The 15,496-nt window shown below is 66.1% G+C and carries 17 protein-coding genes; 7 read left to right on the top strand and 10 right to left on the bottom strand.

Annotated features, from left to right (window positions below; genetic code table 11):
- Nucleotides 1-207: 207 nt before the first annotated feature.
- The 6 genes from EF294_RS05975 to EF294_RS05950 are packed head-to-tail and all read right to left on the bottom strand — an operon-like array spanning nucleotide 208 to nucleotide 7,003.
- On the bottom strand, nucleotides 208-1,278 hold the full coding sequence (locus EF294_RS05975; RefSeq protein WP_123926800.1) for a ferredoxin--NADP reductase: 1,071 nt from the start codon (nucleotides 1,276-1,278) through the stop codon (nucleotides 208-210).
- The gene (locus EF294_RS05970; protein WP_123926797.1) at nucleotides 1,275-1,991 is read right to left on the bottom strand and encodes a TetR/AcrR family transcriptional regulator; all 717 of its coding nucleotides are present in this window, start codon (nucleotides 1,989-1,991) and stop codon (nucleotides 1,275-1,277) included. Before EF294_RS05970 ends, EF294_RS05975 begins: the two co-directional genes overlap by 4 nt.
- Entirely contained in the window at nucleotides 1,988-3,478 is a 1,491-nt protein-coding gene (locus EF294_RS05965) for a pyruvate, phosphate dikinase (RefSeq protein ID WP_123926794.1), read from the bottom strand. Before EF294_RS05965 ends, EF294_RS05970 begins: the two co-directional genes overlap by 4 nt.
- 26 nt (nucleotides 3,479-3,504) lie before the next feature.
- The gene (locus EF294_RS05960; RefSeq protein WP_123926791.1) at nucleotides 3,505-4,377 is read right to left on the bottom strand and encodes an SDR family oxidoreductase; all 873 of its coding nucleotides are present in this window, start codon (nucleotides 4,375-4,377) and stop codon (nucleotides 3,505-3,507) included.
- Nucleotides 4,374-5,807: an aldehyde dehydrogenase family protein gene (locus EF294_RS05955; protein WP_123926788.1), complete on the bottom strand. Its 1,434-nt coding sequence runs from the start codon at nucleotides 5,805-5,807 to the stop codon at nucleotides 4,374-4,376. Before EF294_RS05955 ends, EF294_RS05960 begins: the two co-directional genes overlap by 4 nt.
- Nucleotides 5,804-7,003 carry a cytochrome P450 gene (locus EF294_RS05950; protein WP_123926785.1) on the bottom strand — a complete coding sequence of 400 codons (1,200 nt, stop codon included), beginning with the start codon at nucleotides 7,001-7,003 and terminating at the stop codon, nucleotides 5,804-5,806. Before EF294_RS05950 ends, EF294_RS05955 begins: the two co-directional genes overlap by 4 nt.
- A gap of 195 nt (nucleotides 7,004-7,198) precedes the next feature.
- Between EF294_RS05950 and EF294_RS05945 the strand changes: the two genes are divergently transcribed.
- Entirely contained in the window at nucleotides 7,199-8,740 is a 1,542-nt protein-coding gene (locus EF294_RS05945; protein WP_123926781.1) for an AMP-binding protein, read from the top strand.
- On the top strand, nucleotides 8,737-9,375 hold the full coding sequence (locus EF294_RS05940) for a MarR family transcriptional regulator (protein ID WP_123926778.1): 639 nt from the start codon (nucleotides 8,737-8,739) through the stop codon (nucleotides 9,373-9,375). The genes EF294_RS05945 and EF294_RS05940 overlap by 4 nt, the downstream gene beginning before the upstream one ends.
- Before the next feature lie 36 nt (nucleotides 9,376-9,411).
- On the opposite strand, the gene surE is transcribed toward EF294_RS05940, so the two are convergent.
- Nucleotides 9,412-10,191, bottom strand: coding sequence for a 5'/3'-nucleotidase SurE (gene surE / locus EF294_RS05935; protein WP_123926775.1), 780 nt, complete (start codon nucleotides 10,189-10,191; stop codon nucleotides 9,412-9,414).
- A gap of 248 nt (nucleotides 10,192-10,439) precedes the next feature.
- On the opposite strand from surE, the gene EF294_RS05930 reads away from it, so the two are divergent.
- The 4 genes from EF294_RS05930 (at nucleotide 10,440) to EF294_RS05915 (ending at nucleotide 13,558) form a co-directional block, all read left to right on the top strand.
- On the top strand, nucleotides 10,440-12,173 hold the full coding sequence (locus EF294_RS05930) for a PEP-utilizing enzyme (protein WP_123926772.1): 1,734 nt from the start codon (nucleotides 10,440-10,442) through the stop codon (nucleotides 12,171-12,173).
- A gap of 39 nt (nucleotides 12,174-12,212) precedes the next feature.
- Complete coding sequence (locus EF294_RS21950) at nucleotides 12,213-12,347, top strand: phosphotransferase (RefSeq protein WP_246007713.1); 135 nt, start codon at nucleotides 12,213-12,215, stop codon at nucleotides 12,345-12,347.
- 658 nt (nucleotides 12,348-13,005) lie between these two features.
- A complete protein-coding gene (locus EF294_RS21945) occupies nucleotides 13,006-13,155 on the top strand; it encodes a hypothetical protein (RefSeq protein WP_246007712.1) in 150 nt (49 codons plus the stop codon).
- 151 nt (nucleotides 13,156-13,306) lie between these two features.
- Nucleotides 13,307-13,558: a histidine phosphatase family protein gene (locus EF294_RS05915; protein ID WP_246007711.1), complete on the top strand. Its 252-nt coding sequence runs from the start codon at nucleotides 13,307-13,309 to the stop codon at nucleotides 13,556-13,558.
- A gap of 11 nt (nucleotides 13,559-13,569) precedes the next feature.
- Here the strand turns inward: EF294_RS05915 and EF294_RS22535 are convergent, their stop codons facing one another.
- The gene (locus tag EF294_RS22535; protein ID WP_342774323.1) at nucleotides 13,570-13,710 is read right to left on the bottom strand and encodes a hypothetical protein; all 141 of its coding nucleotides are present in this window, start codon (nucleotides 13,708-13,710) and stop codon (nucleotides 13,570-13,572) included.
- A 204-nt stretch (nucleotides 13,711-13,914) separates the two neighbouring features.
- On the opposite strand from EF294_RS22535, the gene EF294_RS05905 reads away from it, so the two are divergent.
- Entirely contained in the window at nucleotides 13,915-14,232 is a 318-nt protein-coding gene (locus EF294_RS05905) for a DUF2853 family protein (RefSeq protein WP_123926769.1), read from the top strand.
- Nucleotides 14,233-14,363: 131 nt separating this feature from the next.
- On the opposite strand, the gene EF294_RS05900 is transcribed toward EF294_RS05905, so the two are convergent.
- Nucleotides 14,364-14,636 (bottom strand): GlsB/YeaQ/YmgE family stress response membrane protein, encoded by a 273-nt coding sequence (locus EF294_RS05900; protein WP_006368925.1) that lies wholly within the window; start codon nucleotides 14,634-14,636, stop codon nucleotides 14,364-14,366.
- A 658-nt stretch (nucleotides 14,637-15,294) separates the two neighbouring features.
- The coding region (locus EF294_RS21655) for a hypothetical protein (protein ID WP_221182441.1) at nucleotides 15,295-15,496 on the bottom strand (202 nt) is incomplete at its 5' end.

Below are 15,496 nucleotides of genomic sequence, written 5' to 3'. Positions count from 1 at the left end.
GTAGGACCCAGGTGCCAATCGTCCACGACCCCCGATGTCGACGGCCGCTCGTCACCGCCTCACCCACGGTTCAGCACGACACCGATACAGTTCGCTGCCGGTGTGATCGCCCAGACACCGCGCCGTGTTCCGCACGGCAACGACACCCAGTTCCGGGCACCTACAGGTCGATGGGGTGTCGGTCTGGCCTACGACGGCTGACGCCGACTACTCGATTTCGATCTCCAGCTCGAGCGAGCGAGGCGTTGCCTGACACGTCAGGAGGTAGCCGTCGTCGATGTCCTCGGGTTCGAGCGCGACGCCGTTCCCGTGGTCGACGGTGCCCGAGACCAGGCGGGCGACGCAGGACCCGCAATCACCCTCCCGACACGAGTAGGGTGCGTCGATACCCTCCGACAGCATCGCGTCGAGCAGGGGAGTCGTTGTGGCGCAAACAATTTCTGAGACAGTACCGTCGATGTGGATGGTCAGCGTGCATTGTGTTGAGCACTCGTCGGTCACCGACAACGTGAACGGGTCGCCGGTCAACGACACATAGCGCTCGATGTGCAGATCGGTGTGTGGCACTCCCGCTGCGAGCGCTTGGCGCTCCACCAGATCCATGAACGGAGTGGGTCCGCACACGAAGACCTCTCCGCCGGCGACCTCACCGCGGGAAGCGGCGCAGAGCGCGGCCACGGCCTCGGCGGTCGGTAGCCCGTCGGAGTCCTCTCGCCAATGGTGCACGCGGAGCCGCTCCGGATGGCGTGCGATCAGCCGGTCGAGCTCGTCGGCGAAGATGGTCGACGGCCGGTCGCGGTTGGCGTAGAAGAGGGTGACCGGACAGGTGTGCAATTCCAGCGCCGATCGCAGGATCGACATGACCGGGGTGATGCCACTGCCCGCTGCGAACAACGTCAGCCGGTGGTCCCACGAGTGCGGGGTGAACAGCCCCGACGGTGCGATGATATGCAGTACATCGCCCGCGGAGATGTTGTCACACAACCAGTTCGAACCGTAGCCGTCGGTGACGCGCTTGATGGTCACCGCCGGGATGTCGTCGACTCCGGGTGCGGTGCTCAACGAATAGCTGCGCGCCACCGAACCGGTCCGGTCGCTGGGGATGCGGATGGTGACGAACTGTCCCGGACGTTGCTCGATTCCGTCGGGCAGCCGAAAGTGAATGGTGCGGGCATCAGTGGTCTCGTCGACGACCCCGACCACCTCCACATCGATACCCAGAGTGCGCGAGCGTGATTCGACCGGCACTTCGCCGGTCCCCGTGGTCGCCGCCGTCACCGGTGCACCTCGCTGACGGCCTCCGCGAGTGGCAATGCGCGGTACCACAATTCCCCCAGCGCGCGACCGAGATCTTCGATTCGTTCGCGTCGTGGAGCGGTCACCGGCAGGCCGACGTGCACGTAGGCCATCTGTTCGGTGGCGCAACCGAGGGTCTCGGCCAGCAGGCTCTTGTCACAGTGCGCGATGACCCCCTGATCCTCCAGTCGCGTCAGCCACCGCTCAGTGCGCCGGACGAAGTCGGCGCGCAGGTTCAGCCACAATTGCTGGAATCCCTTGTTCTCGCTCGCGGCGGCCGCCTCACGGAGAAGGCGCAGCATGTGCCGGTTGCGTGCATAGGACTGTAGGTAGGTCGTGTTCACCTCGATGAGTGATTCGAGTTCGCCGTGCGCGTGATCCGGTCGTAGTCGCGCGGCGGCGAGTTCGGTCAGTGACGGGCGTAGAGCTGCGAGGAAAATATCGTCGAGGCTGGTGAAGTGTCGGTAGAAGTTTCCCTGCGCGGTGTCGGCGTGGTGGGTGATATCGGAGATCCTGGTGCGGGTGTACCCATACTCGGTGAAGCACTCGACCGCGGCTTTGACCAGCTTGTCCCGGGTCTGCTCGCCACGTCGGTTGGGGCGCTTGGCAATCGACGCAGACCCGTCTATCAACCCGGCGGCGGTGTAGACCGCATCGATTCCGTCGGTGCCGGGGCTGCCTGACTCGGATGTCATCGGTCTGAGTCCTCCTGAGCGGGTCGCGCGAGCAGTGCGAGCGGATGGTCGGCGGGCAGCGGATCGGGCAGGAACCCGACCAGCGCGGTCAGGTACTCGTCCTGCCCGTCGCCGGCCGCGAGGGTGTCGCCGTCGTAGATCGTTCCGGTGGTCCCGTCCACGGTGACGGTGCGACCGTCGAGTTCCGCGCTGAGCCCGGTGCCGCAGCCGACCACGCAGGGCACGCCGATCTCGCGGCAGACGAGGGCGGCATGCGAGGTGGTGCCCCCAACCTCGGTGACCACCGCCACGGACTCGAACATCGCCGGGACGTCCACCGGTGAGGTCGATGGACGTACCAACACCACCGACTCGCCGACGGCGGCGGCCGCGCACGCGGCATCGGTGTCGGTGTAAACGGTGCCCGTCGCGGCTCCGGGTCCCGCACCGACCCCTCGCGCGATCGGTTCGGCCACCCCGCTGACGGTGGAGTCCTCGAGAAGTGTGTGCACCTGCTCGGCACTGACCCGCTGGAGCGCCTCGGCCTCGGAGATCACACCCTCGCGCACCAGTTCCACCGCGATCCGCACCGCCGCACGTGCCGACCGTTTGCCCGAACGGCACTGCAGCATGTAGAGACGTCCGGATTCGACGGTGAACTCGATGTCGACGAGGTCGCGATTCTCCTGCTCGAGGACCTCGGCGATCTCGGCCAGCTGCCGATAGAGCTCCGGGTCGTGTGCGGCGAACTGCGCGATCGTCTCGGGTGTCCGCTCACCGGAGACCACGTCCTCGCCCTGTGCGCGAGACAGCCACTCGCCGAACAACCTTCGCTCGCCGGTGGCCGGATCGCGGCTGAACACCACGCCGGTACCCGAGTGGTCATCCCGATTGCCGAAGACCATCGCCTGGACGGTCACCGCGGTGCCGCCGCCTACTCCGAGACCATGGCGCCGTCGGTAGGCGGCCACGCGGTCGTTGGTCCAGGACCCGAAGACCGCCCCGATCGCCTCCCGCAGCTGGTCGTAGGGATCCGCCGGCGGCAGGGCGGTGTTGTCGCCGAGCACGATCTCGCCGTAACCGGTGCAGAAACGCTGCCAGGTGTCGTGGGCCCACGCCGGGTCCCCGGTTGCCGCGCCGAGGTCGGTCACCAGCGCTTCGGTCAGCCCGAGATTGAGCACGGTGTCCATCATCCCCGGCATGCTCTGGGCGGCTCCGGACCGTACCGACACCAACAGCGGGAAGGGGCCCTGCCCGAAGCGCTTTCCGGTATCGCGCTCGAGTTGTTGGAGCGCGGCCAGGGCGTCGTGCCACACGTCGTCGGGTAGGTGACCGCCGGCATCGTGATACCTGCCGCACAGCGGGGTCGCCAGCGCGAAGGCCGGTGGGACCGGAAGGCCGAGCGCCCGCATCCGGTTGACGCTGAAGGCCTTGCCGCCCAGCAGTTCACGGTCGGCGGGGGCCGAACCATCGAGTGCGAGTACGTGTCGGGTGTGTGTGGTGGTCATCGGGGTGATCCTTTGGTCCGGTGCGTTCAGACGGGCGAGGAGGAGCGGGAGTCAGTGGCGACGGGGCGCAGTGGGTTCTCGACGGTGGCGGCACGGATGGCGCTGAGCCCACCATCGACCGGGATGTCGATGCCGTTGACCCATGAGGCGTCCGGGGAGAGCAGGAAGTCGATGGCGGCGGCGGTTTCCGCGGCGGTGCCGTGCCGGCCCACCGCGCCGGCCGATCGGCTGATTGCCTCGACTCCCATGGTCTGCTCGAAGTCGCCGAGTATGGGTGTCTCGGTGGGGCCGGGGCTCACCGAGGCGGCGCGGATTCCACGGGGCTGCAACGCCGCGGAGAGCGCGACGGTCCAGTCCACCAGTGCGCGTTTGGAAGTGTCGTAGGCCGCCGAGCCGTCGACTCCGGTCTGCGCGACCCAGCGGTCGATGTCCGCGCGGCTCTCGGCCGCGAGGAGCTCGGTGATGCGTTCGGGCGGTTGGGTGTTGCGATGGGCGGCGAGAGAGGCGACGTTGACCACTACCGCACCGGTGGTCATCCGCTCCAGGACGCGGAGTGTCAGTGCGCGTACGCCGAACGTGTTGACCGCCAGGACGACCGACGCCGATGCGGTTCCGGGGACCCCGGCGACGTTGGCCAGCGCGTCGATGTGGTCGGGGAGTGCGACAGCGTCGATCGACCTCGGATCCGACAGGTCACAGTGGACGGATCGTGCTCGCGGGTCGGTGCTCTCGCGGAGATCGAGTGCGATCACCGTGGTCTGCGGATCGGCGTCGAGCAGGCGACGCACCAGGGCTGCACCGATACCCGACGCCGCGCCCGTCACCACGATCGTGCGTCCCCCGGGAGCGTCCGCGGTGCCCTCGACGTGGTCATTGACGATATCGAGATGGTCGCTCATGACATCACCGCCTTGATCTCTGTGAACTCGGCGATACCGATGGCGCCGAGTTCGCGGCCGTAGCCGGAGTTCTTGGTGCCGCCGAAGGGCACCGCCGGGCGTTCGCGGGTGCGCACGCCGTTGATCTTGACCTGGCCGACGTCGAGATGGCCGGCGATCTCGACGGCGAATTCGGTTCGGGTCGACCAGACCTCGGCCGACAGGCCGTAGTCGGAGTCGTTGGCGATGGCGATCGCGTCGGCGAGGTCGTCGTAGTACTGCGTGACGAGCACAGGGCCGAAGATCTCTTCGCGGACGGCCTTGGCGTCGGCGGTGAGGTCGGCGAACACCACCGGCGTGACGAAGCACCGTGACCGGCCGAGGGCCAGGTTCTCGCCGAAGCCGGCAACGATGCGCCCGCCGTCAGCGCGGGCCGCCTCGATGTAGGCGAGCACCTTTTCGGTGTGCGCGCGGGACGCGAGTGGTCCGTGGGTGGTCGACGGATCGGCCGGATCGCCCAGTCGGAACGCCGAGATTGCCTCGGCCATGATGGATTCGGCCTCGGTGGCGCGGCTCGCCGGCAGCACCAGGCGCGTGGTCGCATTGCAGGCCTGCCCGGAATTGACCAGCCCGGAGGCCAGCACCCGGGGTAACACCGCGTCGAGGTCGGCGTCGGGAAGAACGACGGCCGGCGATTTGCCGCCGAGTTCGAGTGTCGCCCGGCGCAGTGAGACGGCGGCATTGGCGGCCACCGAGCGCCCAGCCCGGACACTGCCAGTGAACGATACGTGCGCCACCCCCGGGTTGCTCGCGAGCGCGGCCCCGGTGCTTTCACCGGTGCCGTTGACGACGGCCAGCGCGCCGGCGGGAAGCCCGGCGGCGAGCAGGCATTCGCGCACCAACAGCGCGTCGAACGGCGTGGCCTCCGATGGTTTGAGGACGACGGTGCAGCCGGCCGCGAGTGACGCCCCGACCTTGGCGATGATCTGGTGAACGGGCATGTTCCACGGTGTGATCGCACCGACCACACCGGCCGGTACGCGGCGCAACCGCGCGCCGTCGATGTCCTCGGTGAAGGCGAATGTCTCGAGCGCGCAAGCGAACTCGCGGAGCACCGATGCCGGCATCGATTGCTGCGTGACGCCCGCGAGGCTGATCGGCATGCCCATCTCGCCGGTCACGGTGGCGGCCAGCGAGCCATGATTCTCGATCAGGTCGGCGGCGCGCTGCAGCACCGCGACCCGGTCGGCAGCCGGGGTCGCCGACCACCCGGGAAAGGCGTCTGCCGCCGCGTCGACGGCCTGCGCCACGATCGCCGGCTCGGCGATCCCGGTGGTGCCGATCACGTGGTCGGAGAACGGGTCCACCACGTCCACCGTGGCCGAGCCCGCCACCTCGTCGTGCCCGATGACGGCGGCGGGCGCGTGCCGGGTGCGCACGGAGGCGGTCATCGGTGCGCCCGTACCGTCACCGGCAACGACTTGATGCCGCGGAAGAAGTTGCTCTGCAATCGGTCCGGGCCATCGAGGACGTCGATCGCCAGGCCACGCTCGATGACCCGGGTGAAGAACAACTTCGCTTCCAGCTTGGCCAGATTGGATCCGAGGCACGCGTGGGCACCCCAACCGAAACCGAGGTGCTCGTTGGGGAATCGGGTGCCGATAAAGGTGTCCGGGTCGTCGAAGACCCGCTCGTCGCGATTGGCCGAACAGAACCACATCACCACCTTGTCCCCGGCGGCGATGGTCTTGCCGTGCATCTCGACGTCGCGGGTTGCGGTGCGGCGCATCGAGATCACCGGCGTCACCCATCGGACCATCTCTTCCACCACGACCCGGATCTTGTTGGGGTTCTCCCGCATGTGGTCCCACCATTGCCGATTCTCGGCGAGCACGGTCACCCCACCCGACAATAGGTTCCGGGTGGTCTCGTTCCCCGCGACCATCAGGATCAGGTAGTAGGCGTCGAGGTATCCGCGGCTCAGCGGCACCCCGTCGAGTTCGGCGGCGGTCAGGACGCTGATCAGGTCGTCGGCCGGGCACTCGCGCCGCAGCCGCTCGAGACCACGGAAGTAGTCGAACACTTCGTCCCGGGCGCGGACGGCGGTCTGCGGCCCCTCGGAGTAGGCGGGGTCCTCACTGGCCATCTGATTGGTCCAGCGCAGCAGGTTCGGGCAATCCTCGAGGGGAGCGCCGAGCAGGCGCCCGATCATCACCAGCGGCAGCTGCGCGGCCACCGCCGACACGAAATCGATGCCGTCGTTGCTCGCGGCGTCATCGAGCAGTTGATCGATGACGGCGGTGATATCGGCCTCGAGTGCTTTGAGCTTGACCGGCCGGACCTGCGGTGTGACGATACCGCGGAGTTTCGTGTGCTCCGGCGGGTCGACGTGATGGATGCTGCGAGCGCCCTCACCCTCGGCGCGTCGGCTCTGGATCTGGGTCCCCTGGGTCACCGAGAACGTCTCGGCGTCGGCGGCGACGGTCTTGATGTCCGCGTAACGCGTCACCGACCAGAAACCCGGACCCATTGGCTCCTCGTTCCAGTGCAGCGGGTCGTCGTTGCGCAGGCGCGCAAAGAGTGCGCCGTCGGTTCCCGCGGCAAACGGGGCCAGGTCCATCAGGTCGATGTGGTCGGCGATGGTCATCTCATCTCCAGAAGGCTGTGGTTTGCGACTGTAGTTTCACTAAATCATAGACTAGGGTGTGGTGTGAACCACAAATCTGAACCGAATATGACACACCGATGTGATGTCGACGCCGCGGGCGACAAGCTCCAATGCGACTAACAGTTCGCAAACTAATCGTCCGCCATCGCCCGTGTACTCAGCCTCAGGAGGAACGTGTACCCACCCACCACAGCGCGTGAGCGCCCAGACGACCTGGCGTACGTGATGGCCGGGTCGGGGGAGCGGCTCACCTACGACGACCTTGACCGTCGCTCCAACCGCGTGGCCCATTACCTGCGCCGACACGGGGTGGCGCCGGGATCGACCATGGTCATCGTCATGGAGAACAACCTCGCCTGGCCGGTGGTTGTCGCCGCCGGCATGCGTACCGGACTCTTCGTGACCCCGGTCAACTGGCACCTCACCGGCACCGAGCTCGCCATCCTGCTCGACGAGGCGGCCCCCGATGTGATCGTCACCAGTGCAGCGCTCGCCGAGACGGTCGTCGCCGCCGTGGCCGCGCTTCCGGTGACGCCGCTGGTGTTGTGCGCCGACGGCGCTCCCGAGGGATGCGCCGACCTCGCCGCCGCGACCGCGGGGTTGCCGGAGACCCCCGTCGCCGACGAACTGCTCGGTGCGCGTGTCCTCTACAGCGGCGGCACCACCGGCCGGCCGAAGCGGTTCGCGCAACAGTTACTCGGCGTCCACCCGGCCGATGCGCCGCAACGTCACTCGGGTCTGGTCACCAACCTCGGCGTCGACGAGCACACCGTGCTGCTGTCGCCGGCGCCGAACTATCACGCGGCGCCCTTCACCTTCCAACTCATCACGCTTGCCGCCGGCGGCACCGTGGTGTGCATGGAGCGCTTCGACGCGGCGGGCGCGATGGCAGCGATCTCTATCTACGGCGTGACCCATTCCCAGTGGGTACCCACCATGCTGATCCGATTGTTGCGCCTACCCGATCGGGAGCGGCTGTCGCTGTCCCCGACGCACCGGGTGGCCTTCACCTCGGGAGCGCCCTGCCCGGTGCACGTCAAGGAGCAGATCCTCGACTGGTGGGGCGACATTTTGCACGAGTACTACGGCGCCTCGGAGGGATACGGCCACACCTACATCAATCCGAAACAGGCACGCGCACATCCGGGTTCGGTGGGCCGCCCGCTGGGCGCGACACGCGTCCACATCGTCGACGACTCCGGTGCCGAGGTGCCGGCGGGCGTCGACGGCCGAGTGTGTTTCGAGGCGCTCTGGCAGCAGGCATACCGCAGTCCGGGCGCTGCCGGCGGCAAACTCAAGCAGATGGGCGATATCGGGCACCTCGACGACGACGGATTCCTCTATCTCGTCGGGCGCGCCGGATTCATGATCATCTCCGGTGGTGTGAATATCTACCCGGACGAGGTGGAGGCGGCTTTGCTGACCCACCCGGCGATCGCCGACGTCGGGGTGATCGGCGTACCGGACGCCGAGTTCGGCGAGTCGGTCAAGGCCGTCGTCGAGCTGCGTCCGGGCCGGACCGCCGCCCCGGCCGACATCATTGCCTACTCCCGTGACCGTATCGCCCACTTCAAGGCTCCGCGGATCGTCGAGGTGACCGCGGATCTGCCGCGGCTGGCCACCGGAAAACTCGACAAACGTGCCCTCGTTGCCCGCTTCGCCACCCCACCCGTACAACAGTCGGAATCGACTGCACACCAAGGAGAAAGAGTATGAGCACTCTCAATGTCACCGACCCCGCTGTCGTCGAGATCCTGCATGCCCTGAAGGTCAAAGGCCTTGCCTCGGACACCGTCCTGGGTGACATGACCGGACTCGACGACGCCACGCGTGCCACGGCGCTCGCCCGCGTCGTGGAAAACGGGTGGGCGATCCGTCGGGATACTCCGCGGATGAGCGGCACCATGATCACCCCGGCCGGACGCTCCGAGTACGACCGGCGCTCCGCGGAGGCCGCCCTCGACGATGCCGTCCTGGCCCAGGTCCTCGGCATCTACGAGAAGTTCCTACCGATCAACTCCGACTTCAAGAAGGTCTGTGCCGCATGGCAGATGACCGCCGACGGGTCGCCGAACGATCATTCCGATGCCGCCTATGATGCCGGGGTTATCGACGAGCTGTGCGGGATTCACGAGCGCGTCGCCGCCGCCCTCGCTCCCGCCGACACGGCTGCGCCCCGCCTGTATCGCTACGCCGGGCGGCTCGAGGCAGCCCTGAAGAAGGTTCGTGGGGGTGATTCGGCGGCCTTCGCCCGGCCGATGTACGACAGCTACCACGACATCTGGATGGAACTGCATCAGGACCTGCTGCTGACGACGGGCCGCGAACGCGAGGCCGCAGACGAGGAGTGACCCAAACCAGGGCCGGCACCCTCGAAAGGCGTTGACTCACAGCCTTTCGAGGGCGCCCAGGATCTCGTCGTGTCGGGAGCCGAGCTCGAGGGTTTCGTTCTCGTCGCCGACACCGCTCAGCGCGGTCACCGACACAAATCCCGCCGCGACGGCGGCGCTGTCGGTGCCCTCGGTGAAGCCCCGTGAGCGTTCCTCGCGATGCAGGATCAGCCCACTCTCGGTCGGCGACATGCGGATGCTGAACATGCTACGGGCGGCCAGGCCGGTGATCCGAATACCGCCCAGGTCGGCGTAGTCGACGTCGGGCACGTTGACATTCAACGACATTCGCGGTGCCCCCGATGCCGTCATCCACTCAACGAGGCGGGTGATCACCGTCGCGGCGGTGTCGAAGCGATGCGCCGGCGGGAACCCGCAACTGACCGCGAGTCCGCTGATGCCCGCCACACGAGCCGCCAGGACGGCACCGACGGTCGAGGAGAACAGGATTGACCGACCGGTGTTGTGGCCCGGATTGATGCCGCTGACCACGAGATCGGGTGCCCGGCCGTAGCTTCCGGCGCAGCAGGCGACCACGGCGAGCGCAGGCGGACAGTCGAAGGCATAAACCGGCGTTGCGCCCAGCCCCGGCAATGACGTGGACAGCACCGGGATGTGAGCGCCGTCCTCGATGCTGCCGAGCGAACTGCCACTTCCGCTGCGTTCGGTGAGCGGCGCAGCCACGATCACCTCGTGACCTGCCTCGATCAGGGCCGACGCCGCGGCATTCAGCCCGGGTGCGTCGTAGCCGTCGTCGTTGGTCACCAGAATCCGCATCGCGATCTCCGTTCGTCCGTCGCGTCTCGATCCCGTAAGTGTGACTGACGAATCACATAAGTGTCTAGTTTGCTCCGGTGCGGTATCGCATGCATCGCGCTACCAGAGGGAAACTCGGGCGGGTAATCCATTGACAGCGTGAGGTCAGTCACACCATAATGTGACTATTGATTCGCTAATGGACCTCGAATCGATTCCTCGACACCCGACGCCATGACGATCACACACGACAGGGAAGGACGCCACGGATGAACAGCTGGCCCCTGATGGACGAGACCTCGAAGCTGTACCCGCTGTACTCGCGGGCTAATGTCGGAGAGATTTTTCCCGACCCGATCACCCCGCTGAATGCGTCCCTCGGATTCCAGCACACGCTCGAGCCGGGCTGGCGCGACGCGTTCGTCGCCTGCGGCGTCTGGGATCACGATCTCTACGACAACCAGGTGGATTTCAACATCTTGCCTGCGTTCGGTAGCTATCTCTACATCAACATGTCGCTGATGCGCCTATTCGGGGTCCGTGTCCCGGGTATGAGTGCCGAGGCCGTCGACCTGCAGTACTTCGGCGACATGCCCGGCATCCCCTCGTACGAGAGCGAGCGGCGCGACTTCGACGAAAACCCGGAGTTCGAGGCCAAGGCCGGCGCCTGGCTGGCCGAACAGGTCTTGGGTGCAACGGATCTCGCCGCCTATGACGCCGATCGGGCGGAGGTGGAGGAGATCCGGCGCACGCGACCGGACCTGAGCGCCATGACCGATGCGGAGCTCGTCGAGCGGATGAACTCCTTCGAGACCCTGCTGCGCCGATTGTTCAAACACCACATCGAGGCCAGCCTGAAGAGCGGTGTCGGACTCGGTGCCATCGCTCAACTCGCGGAGGCGGTCGGCAAGCCCGAGCAGGCGCTGACCCTGGTGGCCGGGCTCGGCAATGTCGACTCCGCCGGTCCCTCCCTGCGAATGTGGGAATTGAGTCGCGCCGCAGGCGATCTCGAGGTCGCCGCGCTCTTCGATGCCGGCACGCGGGGACTCTATGCCAAGCTCAAGGAATCGCAGTCGCCGGCCGTCGTGGCCTTTACCGAACAACTCGACCGCTTCCTGGCCGACTGGGACTTTCGCGGACCCTCGGAGTGGGAGATCCGGGCGACGACCTGGGGAGTCGATCCGGACCTGGCATTGGCCACGATCGACCGCATGCGCGGGGTTGACGCGTCGGAGGCCCCGGAGACCAAATCGGCCGATCGTGGTGCGCAGCGCGACGCGGCCGCGGCCGCGATCGGTGAGATGCTGGCCGCCGACCCCGAGGCTTCGGCACAGTTCGAGGCCGTGCTCAACGCGTCGGCCCTGTGGATGCGCGGGCGTGAACGCGGTCGGACCACGGCGGCGATGCTGATTCACGAATTGCGTCTACCCGCACTCGAACTGGGCCGTCGTGCGGCTGCGAAGAACGTCATCGACGATGCGCGCCAGGTCTTCATGGTCTTCGCCGATGAACTCGACGGCTTCATCGCCGACCCGGCGGCTTATCGCGACACGCTCATCGAGCGCGAACGCATCTACCTTGATCTCTTCGACCGCACACCACCGTTCGTCGTCGACGGCACCCCGACGCCGGTGACCGAATGGCCGTTGCGGTCGTCGCACACAGCGACGGTCGCCGCGCCGGGCGAGAGCATCGCCGGTGTCCCGGCGTGTGGGGGCACCGCACGGGGTCGGGCGCGCGTCATCACCAGCCCTGATGATCCTTCGGCACTCGAGCCCGGTGACATCCTCGTCGCGCCCATCACCGACCCGTCGTGGACCCCACTGTTCGTCGCGGCCGCGGCCGTGGTGGTGGACGTGGGTGCACCGTTCTCCCATGCCGCGATCGTCAGCCGCGAGCTTGGGATTCCGTGCGTGGTTTCGGCAACCGAAGCCACCAAACGCATCACCGACGGTGCGATGGTCGAGGTCGACGGTACTGCGGGTACCGTCACCCTCCTCTGACGTCCCCCCTGACTCGTCCGGTCCCGTCAGTCGCCTCCGGTGGGACCGGATGATTCCACCTGCCGTGATTTCCCTCGCATCCCGTTCACCGTGCAGCACGGCGACTTCCGACCCAACAACGTCCTCTTCGACGCCGCCGATGGCGACGGCATGCTTGCTGCATTGGACTGGTAGGCCGTCATCTACGGACCGGGCATCGACGACGTCGCCTACTTCATCGGCGCGCTCGTCACCGCGACACAGCGCGCCCACGAACGCGATCTACTCGACGTCTATCACAAAGAACTGCCGGCGCATGGCGTCGCCGACTACCCCTTCGACAGGCTGCTCGCCGACTACCCCATCGCCACGTTTCCGAATCTCGTCGTTGGGGTCGCAGCGGCGTCACGCGTAGCGACCGGGGCGATCACCTGTTCGTGTCAATGACCCGCAACGCCCTCGTGCATGCCCGCGATCACGGTGCGCTCGACCGCATACGTTCGACTGCAACGAATTCGGGAGCGACGCATGTCCGAGGCCGCCGGAGCCGCGGTGCTCGAGGACGCAACTGTCGGCACCCGACCAACTGGGTTTCTGCACCCTCGGTGGATATGTCAGCAACCCTCCGGACTCACTCGATGAGTTGCGCAGGCCGCGCAACTCGGGCTCGGCCACGTCTTCATCTGCGGGTCGACAACATCGTGTTCGAGCGCCTCGCCGATGGCGTCGGTGCGGTGATCATCGACTGGCAGGTCACCGGCCTCGAGGTGCGGAGAACACACGAGATGCGGTTGATCCGTCGGTACTCGAGGAGTTTTCGCGCAAGTCCGACGGATACGACGAGACCACAGCGGTGGCCGACTACCAGATCCAGTTGCCCAGCGGGCTCTACATCATTTTGGCCGCCATCGACGTGCTCCCCGACAACGATGTCGTCAACACCTTGATCCTGGCGCTGCTTCGTCGCAACCGCACGGAGGTGGTCGCAACTGCACGGCGGTGATCGACTGGCGTTCGGTCGCGGCCCTGCGCAACGTCACCTCTGTGCTGAGCGTGAGCTGACCTGCGTGGAGCTGTTGCTGATTCGTCATGCCGATCCGCTTCATCTTATCGACGATTCCGGTGCCGACCGGGACCTCACCGATGAGGGGTGAGTGCAGGCCAAACGTCTGGCGCAATCCGACGGTGGTGGACGGTACGGCGCAGTGCACTCGATCGTCAGCAGCTCCATGCGGCGCGCCTGGCACACCGCCGAACAGCTGCGCGAGGTGCTCGGACATGACGTCGTCATCGAAGGCCGACCCGCCGAACTGGACCGCGGGTGGAAGGAGTGCGGCATCACCCCCCTGACGACTATCCGCGTCGGCCGAGCCCGACGGATATCGGGAGACCCTGTCGGTCTTTGAGTTCGATCACCTCACCTGACGATGTGAGCGGCCACGACGGCCGTGGGCGCGCATGGACGTCCGCGGCACGACTCGAAGGTCGCGCTGTCGAACAGTCGGTAAAAGGTGTTGTTGACCTCGACGGTGCAGAGCTGGGAAGGGAAGTATGCCAACCACTATCGCTCCGGGATTCGACGCGGAGAGAAATGTCCTCGCCAACCCGGTATTGCCAACCGGAGGTACCGACGTACTGCATCACCGTCGAGGCGAAGCACGCAGGTGAGAATTCATTTGGAGTCGGCCTCCCGGCGACGCTCACGCGCGTAACGTGACCCACGGCCGTGAAGAAGTCCGACATCAACTAATGGAGGCTCCCGATGTCCGATGCACGTGACACCGTTCTCGCTTACGCACCGAACGCCGATACCGCGGTGGTCGACAAGATGGCGTCGACCTACGCCCTCGCGCTACGCAATCGCGACGCGGCGCTGGTCTCGGCCAGTGACCCCGCGGAACTCAAGACGGTCCGCGAGAACTTCTTGAAGAAGAAGCTCGGACTCACCCAGAGCGACGCCGAACTCGACAAGGCCATCACCGACGTCCTGGCCGGCATGAAGGACGGCAAGTCCAATCCACGCCTGGCGGTGTACTACCTGCTCGCCGACAAGTTCGGCAAGCTCGACGTCTTCAAGTAGCTGTGCGTGGGGCAACAGCCCACGACAAACACCTCGGGAAAGACAGATGACCGCGTCGGCCTCAGCGGCCGGACGCGGTCATCTGTGTTGTCGGACGTCCTGCGCTGTGTACGCCTACGGGTGTGTGGGAGCTATTGCCGCACGGCACGCCCGCGGATCGCCAGGTAGCCGGCGATCAACACGATTGCCACGACGATGCCGACGATGAACGGGATGACCTCCCAGCCCCCGTTGCTGTTGTTATAGCCAAGCTGGTAGGTCAGCCACGATCCGACCAGTGACCCGACGATGCCGAGAACGATGGTCATGATCACCCCGATGTCCTGCTTGCCCGGCATCAGTAGTCGCGCGAGTGCGCCGACGATCAGACCGACGACGATTGCGCTGATGATGGTCCAGAGCATGGTGTCCACCTCTCTGTGAATGTTCGGTCGCGCGCGCACGACCGAGATGATGACCAAGAGCGGCCCGCGGTCTCGAGGCGACACTGCTCCCGGTTGACCAGTGGATCCGGGCGAACCGGACGCTGGTCGTCATACGCTAACGCGTGGGACGCCCGCCGCGCCCCACTGCGACCCAATCGCAACGAGATCCCTCGTCTTGGGGGAGAATTGTCTGCCGACGGGGGTGATCGGTCCGAATCCCTCCGAGCGCCGCATTACAGGGGCACTCCGATGGACGACGGGTACGTCCGTACCGAATCGTGTGGCACGTGACAGCGCTGAATCGCCGTTGCGTCCACCCTGATGACGTCCCAGCTGTTGCACTGCGAGGCGCCTGACCTGCCGATTTGGAACTTCCGGCCGTGGTGCGTAACTTAGTCGGAGTCAGCGCGCCGCGGCGCCGCCCCGGAGGGCTCCGTGAGGAGTTTGGTAGGGGAGTGGAAACCGGGTAGTCGTTGACCGCCCCGAGAATTCGATCTGGGCACAGTCATGTGTCGGGATGAGGTCCCGGGTTTGCCATGACCGATCGGCCGCGACCAGCGTGTTGCGAGTACTGTGAGGTTCTGGTACTCTGGAAGAGTTGCTCCGGAAGGGGTTAACATTTCGGAAATAGAACAACTCATCGGATTCTGCCTCTTGTGTGGGTGGTGTTGGTGGGTGTGTGTTCTTTGAGAACTCGATAGTGTATTGGTGGATTGTTTGGTGCCATTTTTTGTGGCATTGGAGTTTGTGCATTGCGCTCTATTTTGTGGGGTGTGGTGTGCAGTTTTTTGTGCCAGTTTTTTGGTTTGTTTTTGTCAGGTTTGCTTTCCTGGTTTGTG

The sequence above is a fragment of the Gordonia oryzae genome (assembly GCF_003797185.1).
GTDB lineage: Bacteria > Actinomycetota > Actinomycetes > Mycobacteriales > Mycobacteriaceae > Gordonia > Gordonia oryzae.
Note: the sequence above shows the minus strand (reverse complement) of the source record. Positions and strands in the feature narration are given on the sequence as shown.